Consider the following 8,985-nt stretch of genomic DNA (forward strand, 5'->3'; position numbering starts at 1 on the left):
GCGAAGGCGCGCCTCGCCGCGCTGCCGGCCGCCTGAGCGGTCGGCGGCAAACCCGATGCGGCGGCCGTCCGGTCCGAGCCCCCACGCCGACCCGGGCTACACCGCCCTGAAGGCGCGGATCATCGCGCGCACCGGCCACCACTACTACGCCGACAAGGACGACCTGCTGTTCGACCGCCTGCGGCGGCGGTTCAAGGCCTGCAACGTGGCCGACGCCGCCGCCTACGACGCGCGCCTGGACGACGGCGCCGGCGAGTGGGCGGCGCTGGAGGCCGAGATCACGATCGGCGAGACCTTCTTCTTCCGCTACGCCGAGCAGTTCGCCGCGTTGCGCGAGACCATCCTGCCCGGCCTGGTCGCGGCCCGCGGGACCGAACGCACCCTCCGGGTCTGGAGCGCCGGCTGCTCGACCGGCGCCGAGCCCTACTCGGTGGCGATCCTGCTGCATCAGCTGCTCGGGCCGGCGCTTCCCGACTGGCGGGTCTCGGTCGTCGGCACCGACATCAGCATCGCCGCGCTCGCCACCGCGCGGGCGGCCGAGTTCGGCCGCTGGGCCCTGCGGACGCTGCCGGTGGAGGAGCGCGTGCGCTACTTCCACCGCGTCCCGGCGAGCCCCGGCGCGACCCGCGAGGGCGGCTACGCTCTGCGGCCGGAGTTCCGGCGCATGGTGCGCTTCGAGCGCCAGAACCTGATGAGCCTCCTCGACGGCAGCATGCCCGAGGGTTTCGACGGGTTCGACCTCATCCTGTGCCGCAACGTCCTGATCTATTTCAGCGCCGAGACCGTCGCCGGGATCGTGCGGGCGCTGGGACGGCGCCTGCGCCCCGGCGGCTGGCTGCTGATCGGCCACGCCGAGCCCCACCCGGCCTTCGCCGGCTGGCTCGAGGCGGTGAACCTGCCGGGCACCGTCGCCTATCGCCGGCCGCCCGAATCGGCTCCTGCACCGCAACCCGAGACTCGCGGGGAGCCGCCGCCGTCCTCGCCCCTCGTCGAAGCATCGTCGTTCGAATTCCGTCCGGCGGCAGACATGCTCCTCGAGGCCTCCGGCGCGTCGGCCGTCGCCGAGATCGTCCGCCCGGCGCCGGCCGCGAAGGCTGCGGCCCCGATCGATCCGGCGTCCGCGGTGGTCATGACGCCCGACCTGACGGCGGAGGACGTGGCGCTCGCCGTCCGCCGCGGGGGCGGCACCCCGGTCGTCGTGCTGCTCACCGATGGGCGCGCCAACGTCGACCGCACCGGGACTCCGGGCCGGCCGCGCGCCGCCGAGGACGCGCGCGCGGCAGCCCTGCGTTTCCGCGCGGCAGGATACGCTGCGATCCTCATCGACACCGCACCGCGACCCCAGGATTCGGCGCGCGCGCTGGCCGAGGCGATGGGCGCCCGCTATCTCCCGTTGCCGCAGGCCGACGCCCGCAAGCTCAGTGCCGCGGTACGTGCCGCGGGCGAGGCGGCGTGACGGCGCGGGTCGGCAAGCTCGGGGAACGATGACACGCATGTCCGAGGACCGCCCGGATTGGGAGCGCGAGGGGCGCGACTGGCCGCATCGTGACGCGAGCCGCTTCGTCGAGGCCTCCGGTTTGCGCTGGCACGTGCAGGAGATGGGACCGGCCGACGCCCCCGTGCTGCTCCTCGTCCACGGGACGGGTGCGGCGACGCATTCCTGGCGCGGGCTGATGCCGGCGCTGGCCGGTCGCTTCCGCGTGATCGCGCCGGACCTGCCCGGCCACGGCTTCACCGATCCGTTGCCCGCCGGCCGCCTGTCGCTTCCCGGCATGGCGTCGGCGCTCGCCGACCTCACGACGCAGCTCGGCGTGCATCCGGCGGTGGCGGTCGGCCACTCGGCGGGCGCTGCGATCCTGGCGCGGACCTGCCTCGATGGGCGGCTCGCGCCGCGGCTGCTGGTGGCGCTGAACGGCGCCCTCAAGCCGTTCCCGGGCCTCGCGTCGATCCTGTTCCCGAGCATGGCGCGGATGCTGTTCCTCAACCGGATGACGCCCAAGATCTTCGCCTGGACGGCGGACCGCGCCGCGGTGCAGCGGCTGATCCAGGGCACCGGTTCGCGCCTCGACCCGGCCGGCCTCGACCTCTACCGCCGCCTGTTCCAGAAGCCCGCCCACGTGGCCGGGGCGCTCGGCATGATGGCAAACTGGAACCTCGACGCCCTCGATCGTGAGCTGCCGCGGCTCGCGGTGCGCACGCTCCTCGTCGTCGGCTCCGACGACAAGGCGATCGCCCCCGACACCGCCTTCGCCGTCCGCGACCGCCTGCCCAACGCCCGCGTCGAGCTGATGCGCGGCCTCGGCCACCTCGCCCACGAGGAGGCGCCCGAGCGCGTCGCCGCGGCGATCGTCGCAGAGGTCGAGGCAATCGGCCTGCTCCCCGAGTCGCGACCGAACTGAAGTCTCGCCCCTCAGAATGGCTCTTGCCTGAGGCCGGCTTTCGCCCCTAGTGTCAAACCATGTTGACACTAGGGGCGTCAGACACGTTGACACGCACCGACCGCCGGCCCCACGCCGTCATCGTCGGCAGCGGCTTCGGCGGGCTCGCCGCCGCGATCCGGCTCGGCGCCCGCGGTTATCGCGTGACGGTGCTCGAACGCCTCGACAAGCCAGGCGGGCGGGCGCGGGTCCACCGGCAGGACGGCTTCACCTTCGACGCCGGCCCGACCATCGTCACCGCGCCGTTCCTGTTCGAGGAGCTCTGGGCGCTGTGCGGGCGGCGCATGGAGGACGACGTCACCTTGGTACCGATGCGGCCCTATTACCGCATCCGCTTCGACGACGGCGCCACCTTCGACTATTCTGGCGACCTCGCCGCCATGCGGGCGGAGGTCGCGAAGTTCTCGCCCGCCGACGTCGCCGGCTACGAGCGCTTCATGGCGCAGAGCGAGGCGATCTTCCGCGTCGGCTTCGAGGAACTCGGCCACGTGCCCTTCGGAAAGATCCGCGACATGCTGCGGATCGCCCCCGACCTGGTGCGGCTCGGTGGCCACCGAAGCGTCTACGACGTGGTGGCCAAGTACATCCGCGACGAGCGCCTGCGCACCATCTTCAGCTTCCACCCGCTACTGATCGGCGGCAGCCCGTTCCGGGCGAGCGCGATCTACTGCCTGATCGCCCACCTCGAGCGGCGCTGGGGCGTGCACTTCGCCATGGGCGGCACCGGTCGCCTCGTCGACGGCCTCATCGGCCTGATCGCGGGGCAGGGTGGTTCGCTCCGCTGCAACGCGGAGGTCGCCGAGATCACCGTCGCCGGCGGCGCCGCGACCGGAGTGCGCCTCGCCGACGGCGAGACCATTCCCGCCGACATCGTCGTGTCCAACGCCGATTCCGCGCACACCTACCGCAATCTGCTCCCGGCTTCCGCCCGCCGACGCTGGACCGACCGCAAGGTCGAGCGCGCCCATTCCTCCATGGGCCTGTTCGTCTGGTACTTCGGCACGAAGCGGAAATACCCGGACGTCGCCCACCACACCATCCTGATGGGGCCGCGCTACCGCGCGTTGATCGACGACATCTTCCGCAAGAAGCGCCTTGCCGACGACTTCTCGCTCTATCTCCATAGGCCGACCGAGACCGACCCGATGCTGGCGCCGCCGGGATGCGACGCGTTCTACGTGCTCTCGCCGGTGCCGAATCTCGCCGGCGGCCAGGATTGGGCCGCGCTCGCCGAACCCTACCGAAGGCGCATCGAGGCGTCCCTCGAGGCGACGGTGCTGCCAGGCCTGTCGTCCGAGATCGTCACCTCGAAGGTGACGACGCCGCAAAATTTCTGCGACGACTTCCTCAGCTTCCGCGGCTCCGGTTTCGGACTCGAGCCGGTGCTGACGCAGTCGGCGTGGTTTCGGCCGCACAACGCGTCGGAAGACGTGCGCAACCTGTTCCTGGTCGGCGCGGGCACTCATCCCGGCGCCGGCCTGCCCGGCGTCCTGTCCACGGCCCGCGTCCTCGATACGGTGGTTCCCGATGCGCGCGTCTTCGCCTGAGTCGCTTCCGGCCGAGTTCCTGGCCGCCCTGCGCCCGGCCTCGTCGCACGCGTCGGAGGCCGACCACGCCGCCTGCCGCGCCGCGATCCGCACGGGGTCGCGCAGCTTCTACGCCGCCTCGCATCTGCTGCCGCCGAGCGTCCGGCGCGCGGCCTACGGGCTCTACGCCTTCTGCCGGATGTCGGACGACCTCGTCGACGAGGCGGAATCCGGCGCCGCGCCCGGGGCGGTGCTCCGCCTCGACGCGCGGCTCGCGCGCATCCATGCCGGCCACCCCGCCGACCACGCCGCCGACCGGGCGCTGGCCGACGTCGTCGCCGACCACGCGATTCCGCAGGCGCTGCCGGCGGCGCTGATCGAAGGTTTCGCCTGGGATTGCGAAGGCCGCCGCTACGCGACCTTGGGCGAACTCTGCGCCTACGCCGCCCGGGTCGCGGCTTCTGTGGGCGCAACGATGACGCTGATCATGGGTGTGCGCGACGCCGACGTGCTGGCGCGGGCCTGCGACCTCGGCGTCGCGATGCAGCTCACCAACATCGCCCGCGACGTCGGCGAGGATGCGCGCATGGGGCGCCTCTACCTGCCCCTCGACTGGCTCGACGAGGCCGGCATCGATCCGGACGCGTTCCTGGCCGAGCCGACGGCGACGGATGCACTGCGCGACGTGGTCGCCCGGTTGCTGGCTGCCGCGGACGTGCTCTACGCCCGCTCGGAGGCCGGCGTCGGCGGCCTGCCGCTCGCCTGCCGCCCGGCGATCCGGGCCGCGCGCCTGATCTACGCCGAGATCGGCGCGGAGATCGCCCGGAACGGGTTCGACAGCGTCACCCGCCGCGCCCGCGTCGGGGCGGGGCGCAAGCTGAAGCTGCTCACCCGCGCCGCGCTGCCGCTGGGCGGCGGCGCCGACCGCGACGCGCCGAGCCTGCCCGAGACCGCCTACCTCATCGAAGCCGTGCCGGCGCGCATGCCGCTGGGCCGCCCCTGGTGGGACATCCCGGGCCAGGCGGTGCGGGTGCTCGAGATGATCGAGGCGCTGCGCGAGCGTGAGGGGACGGGCCGCGAGACGGCATGACCGACCCGCTCTTCGCAGTCTTCGACATCGGGCTCGTCTTCGCCCTCGCCCTCGGGCTGGCGATCTGGCAGCTCGTGTCGCTCCGGCGCGGCATGCGGCGGGACCGCGCGGCCGAAGCGACGCGGACCGACCGCGAGGAGTAGCGCGCGCCTCTTCCGCTCCCCCCTACGGAGTAGGAAGGGCGTCGCGATCATCCCTTCTACGTCAGGAGGCCCGACCCGCTGCGGTGCCGCCGAGGTGGAACACCCGGTGGGGCACGAGCTCGCCGCGCTCGACGTCGCCCACCGCGACCAGGATGCCACCGCAGGTCGCGAAGATCTTGCCCTCGACCGGCGCGTCGCGGCCGCGCAAGATCACCGACTGGCCGCGCATCAGGCGCATCGCCATGTCGCGCGAGACCGAGACGGAGGCGATCGCATCGAGCGCGGTCTCCACCGGCATCAGGTGCGCGAGGCTGCCCTCGGGGCCGGCCGCGTCGAGGCCGGCGACGTTGCAGGAATCGGCCTCCGTGAACGGCCCGACCCGGGTTCGGCGTAGGGCCGAGACGTGGCCGCGGCAGCCGAGCATGCGGCCGAGATCGCGCGCCAGCGCCCGCACATAGGTGCCCTTGCCGCATTCAGCCTCGATCACCGTGCGGTCGCCATCGTGCTCGACGACCGCGAGGCGGTCGATCTGCACCGGGCGGGCCACCAGCTCGACCACCTCGCCGTCGCGAGCGAGGTCGTAGGCGCGTTCGCCCTGAATCTTGATCGCCGAATAGCGCGGCGGCACCTGCTCGATCGCGCCGACGAAGCTCGGCAGCGCGGCCTCGACCGCCTCGCGGCTCGGGCGGTCGTCGCTCGTCGCCACCGGGCGCCCCTCGGCGTCGTCCGTGTCGGTCTCGATGCCCCAGCTCACGGTGAAGCGGTAGGCCTTGCGGCCGTCCATCACGAAGGGAACGGTCTTGGTGGCCTCGCCCAGCGCGATCGGCAGGATGCCGGAGGCCAGCGGATCGAGGGTGCCGGCATGCCCCGCCTTCTTGGCGTTGAAGGCGCGCTTCACCACTGCGACCGCGTGCGTCGAGGTCATGCCGACGCCCTTGTCGAGGATGACCCAGCCCGACACGTCGCGCTTCTTCGGCCGGTCGGAGCGCGGACCACCACGGGGCGGGCGACGGCCTTCGTCACCGCGGCGCTCGCCCGATGACGGGATTTCGGGGGTCGATGCCGGATGCTCTGAGGTCGGGACGTCGTTCATGGAAACCTCGGTCGGCGTCATGCTTTTTACGTGGGTCGGCGAAACGGGGTCCAGGCGGGTGCGCCTGACCTCCGGGGCCGCGTCAGGTGCTTCGGTCGTCGCCGTCCGCGTCGTCCTCGTCCGGCGAACCCTTGTCGAGGTCGCGCTGGACGCGCTCGTTGCGCAGCAGCGCGTCGATCCGGGCGGCCTCGTCGAACGTGTCGTCGCGCAGAAAGCGCAACTCCGGGGCGAATTTGAGGTTCACCCGCCGCGCGACCTCCTGGCGGAGCGCCTTGCGGTTGCGATCGAGCGCGGCAATCACCGGCGCCTCGTCCATGCCGCCGAGCGGCATGACGTAGGCTGTGGCGAGCTTCAGGTCGGGCGACATCCGAACCTCGGGCACGGTCACCACGTGGCTGCCGAGCACCGGATCCTGGATGTCGCCGCGCTGGAGCACTTCGGCGAGCGCGTGGCGCACGAGTTCGGCGATGCGCTGCTGCCGCAGGGTCGGGCCGGTCGGGTTGGGTTTCTGGGCCATGGTCTCTTCGGTCTCGCGCAAGGCCGTCCGACGGGCGGACGGGGCGGGACGGGAATACGAAAAAAGACGGCCGCGGCAGGAGCCGCGGCCGCCGTGTCGATGCGCTGTCGAACGCGATCAGAGCGTGCGGCGGATCTCTTCGACCCGGTAGCACTCGATGGTGTCGCCAGCGCGCATGTTCTCGAAGTTCTCGAACGCCATGCCGCAATCCTGGCCCGACGTGACTTCCTTCGCGTCGTCCTTGAAGCGCTTCAGCGTCGAGAGCTTGCCCTCGTGGATCACCACGCTGTCGCGGATTAGGCGGACATGGGCGCCGCGCTGGACGACGCCATCGGAGACGCGGCAACCGGCGACCTTGCCGACCTTCGAGACCTCGAAGATCTCCTGGATGAAGGCTTCGCCCAGGCGCTCCTCGCGGAGCGTCGGAGGCAGCATGCCCGACAGGGTCGCTTTGATGTCGTCCACGAGGTCGTAGATGATGTTGTAGTAGCGGATCTCGACGTCGTTGCGCTCGGCGAGCTCCCGCGCCTCCTTGTGGGCGCGGATGTTGAAGCCGATCACCACCGCCTTGGAGGCGGTCGCCAGCGTCACGTCCGACTCGGTGATGCCGCCGACGCCGGCGAGCAGGATGCGCGCCGAGACCTCGTCGTTGCCGAGCTTCTCCAGCGCGCCGGAGATCGCCTCGACCGAGCCCTGCACGTCGCCCTTGATAATGACCGGCAGCTCCTTGCGGCCGGCGCCTTCCTTCAGGTCGCGCATCATGTCGACGAGCGAGCGGTTGGCGCCGCCCGTGCGGGCGTTCTGGCGCTCGCGCTTGGTCCGGGCGCGATACTCGGTGACCTCGCGGGCGCGGGCCTCGCTCGGCACCACGATCACGCGGTCGCCGGCATCGGGCGTGCCGTTGAAGCCGAGGACCTCCACCGGGACCGACGGCCCGGCATACTGGATGTTCTCGCCCTGGTCGTCGATGAGGGCGCGAACGCGGCCCCACTCGGCGCCGGCGACGACGATGTCGCCGGTGAACAGGGTGCCGCGCTGCACCAGCACGGTGGCCACGGGGCCGCGGCCGCGATCGAGCTTGGCCTCGATGACCGTGCCCTCGCCGTCGCGCTTCTCGTTGGCGCGCAGGTTCATGATCTCGGCCTGCAGCTGCAGGCCCTCGAGCAGGTCGGGCAGGCCGTCGCCGGTCTTGGCCGAGACCTCGAACTCCAGGGTCTCGCCGCCCATCGACTCGACCTGGATGTCGTGCTGCAGCAGCTCGGTGCGGACCCGCTGCGGGTTCGCCTCGGGCTTGTCGATCTTGTTGATCGCCAGGATGAGCGGAACGCCCGCCGCCTTGGCGTGCTGGATCGCCTCGATGGTCTGGGGCATCACGCCGTCGTCGGCCGCCACCACCAGCACGACGATGTCCGTCACCTTGGCGCCGCGGGCGCGCATCGAGGTGAAGGCCGCGTGGCCGGGGGTGTCGATGAAGGTAACCATGTCGCCGGACGGCGACGCGACCTGATAGGCGCCAATGTGCTGGGTGATGCCGCCGGCCTCACCGTCGACCACGTGCTCCTTGCGGATCGCGTCGAGGAGCGAGGTCTTGCCGTGATCGACGTGACCCATGATCGTGACGACCGGGGGACGGGGATCGAGATCCTCGTCGAGATCCGGCTCGTCGGAGGTCAGGCCCTCTTCCACGTCCGACTCGGCGACGCGGCGCACGGTGTGGCCCATCTCCTCGGCGATGAGCTGCGCCGCGTCCGAATCGATCACGTCGGTGATCTTGTGGATCTCGCCCTGCTTCATCAGCAGGCGGATCACGTCCACCGCACGCTCCGACATGCGGTTGGCGAGCTCCTGGATCGTGATCGTCTCCGGGATCGTCACCTCACGCGACAGCTTCTCCTTCTGCTCGACGTGCCGGCTGCCGCTCATGCGCTGCTGGCGACGGCGGAAGGAAGCGATCGAACGGGTGCGCTCGTCCTCACCGGACGTCGCGGTCGCGATGGTGAGACGGCCGCGGCTGCGGTCGCCGCCGGGCTGCTTCGGGGTCTTGGGCGGCGTGATGATCTTCAGCGGCATGCCGGGACGGCGGATGACGCGCTTGGTCTCGCTCTCGTCCTCGTTCGCCGCCGGACGGCCGGCCGGACGCGCGGCGGAGCCGGCGGGGCGGGCCGCCGTGGTCGGGCT

Annotated in this window: 8 protein-coding genes; 5 read left to right on the plus strand and 3 right to left on the minus strand. The window is 71.8% G+C overall.

The window, feature by feature from the left end:
• The first annotated feature begins 55 nt into the window (after nt 1–55).
• The 5 genes from FV229_RS22875 to FV229_RS27620 all read left to right on the plus strand — a co-directional run bounded on the left by FV229_RS22875 (nt 56) and on the right by FV229_RS27620 (nt 5,197).
• Nucleotides 56–1,456 (plus strand): protein-glutamate O-methyltransferase CheR, encoded by a 1,401-nt coding sequence (locus tag FV229_RS22875; RefSeq protein WP_147754161.1) that lies wholly within the window; start codon nt 56–58, stop codon nt 1,454–1,456.
• A 37-nt stretch (nt 1,457–1,493) separates the two neighbouring features.
• Nucleotides 1,494–2,399, plus strand: coding sequence for an alpha/beta fold hydrolase BchO (bchO, locus tag FV229_RS22880; protein ID WP_246688299.1), 906 nt, complete (start codon nt 1,494–1,496; stop codon nt 2,397–2,399).
• Between the two features lie 86 nt (nt 2,400–2,485).
• Complete coding sequence (locus tag FV229_RS22885; RefSeq protein ID WP_246688300.1) at nt 2,486–3,985, plus strand: phytoene desaturase; 1,500 nt, start codon at nt 2,486–2,488, stop codon at nt 3,983–3,985.
• Nucleotides 3,966–5,054, plus strand: a complete 1,089-nt coding sequence (locus FV229_RS22890) for a phytoene/squalene synthase family protein (RefSeq protein WP_147754164.1) — start codon at nt 3,966–3,968, stop codon at nt 5,052–5,054. The genes FV229_RS22885 and FV229_RS22890 overlap by 20 nt, the downstream gene beginning before the upstream one ends.
• Nucleotides 5,051–5,197 (plus strand): hypothetical protein, encoded by a 147-nt coding sequence (locus tag FV229_RS27620; RefSeq protein WP_187273561.1) that lies wholly within the window; start codon nt 5,051–5,053, stop codon nt 5,195–5,197. The genes FV229_RS22890 and FV229_RS27620 overlap by 4 nt, the downstream gene beginning before the upstream one ends.
• A 61-nt stretch (nt 5,198–5,258) precedes the next feature.
• On the opposite strand, the gene truB is transcribed toward FV229_RS27620, so the two are convergent.
• The 3 genes from truB to infB form a co-directional block, all read right to left on the minus strand.
• Entirely contained in the window at nt 5,259–6,290 is a 1,032-nt protein-coding gene (truB, locus tag FV229_RS22895) for a tRNA pseudouridine(55) synthase TruB (protein WP_147754165.1), read from the minus strand.
• Between the two features lie 82 nt (nt 6,291–6,372).
• Nucleotides 6,373–6,807 (minus strand): 30S ribosome-binding factor RbfA, encoded by a 435-nt coding sequence (gene rbfA, locus FV229_RS22900; protein WP_147754167.1) that lies wholly within the window; start codon nt 6,805–6,807, stop codon nt 6,373–6,375.
• Nucleotides 6,808–6,924: 117 nt separating this feature from the next.
• A partial coding sequence (infB, locus tag FV229_RS22905; RefSeq protein WP_147754166.1) for a translation initiation factor IF-2 occupies nt 6,925–8,985 on the minus strand: 2,061 nt, incomplete at its 5' end.

Origin of the sequence: Methylobacterium sp. WL120 (assembly GCF_008039465.1) — a bacterium.
Classification (GTDB): domain Bacteria; phylum Pseudomonadota; class Alphaproteobacteria; order Rhizobiales; family Beijerinckiaceae; genus Methylobacterium; species Methylobacterium cerastii.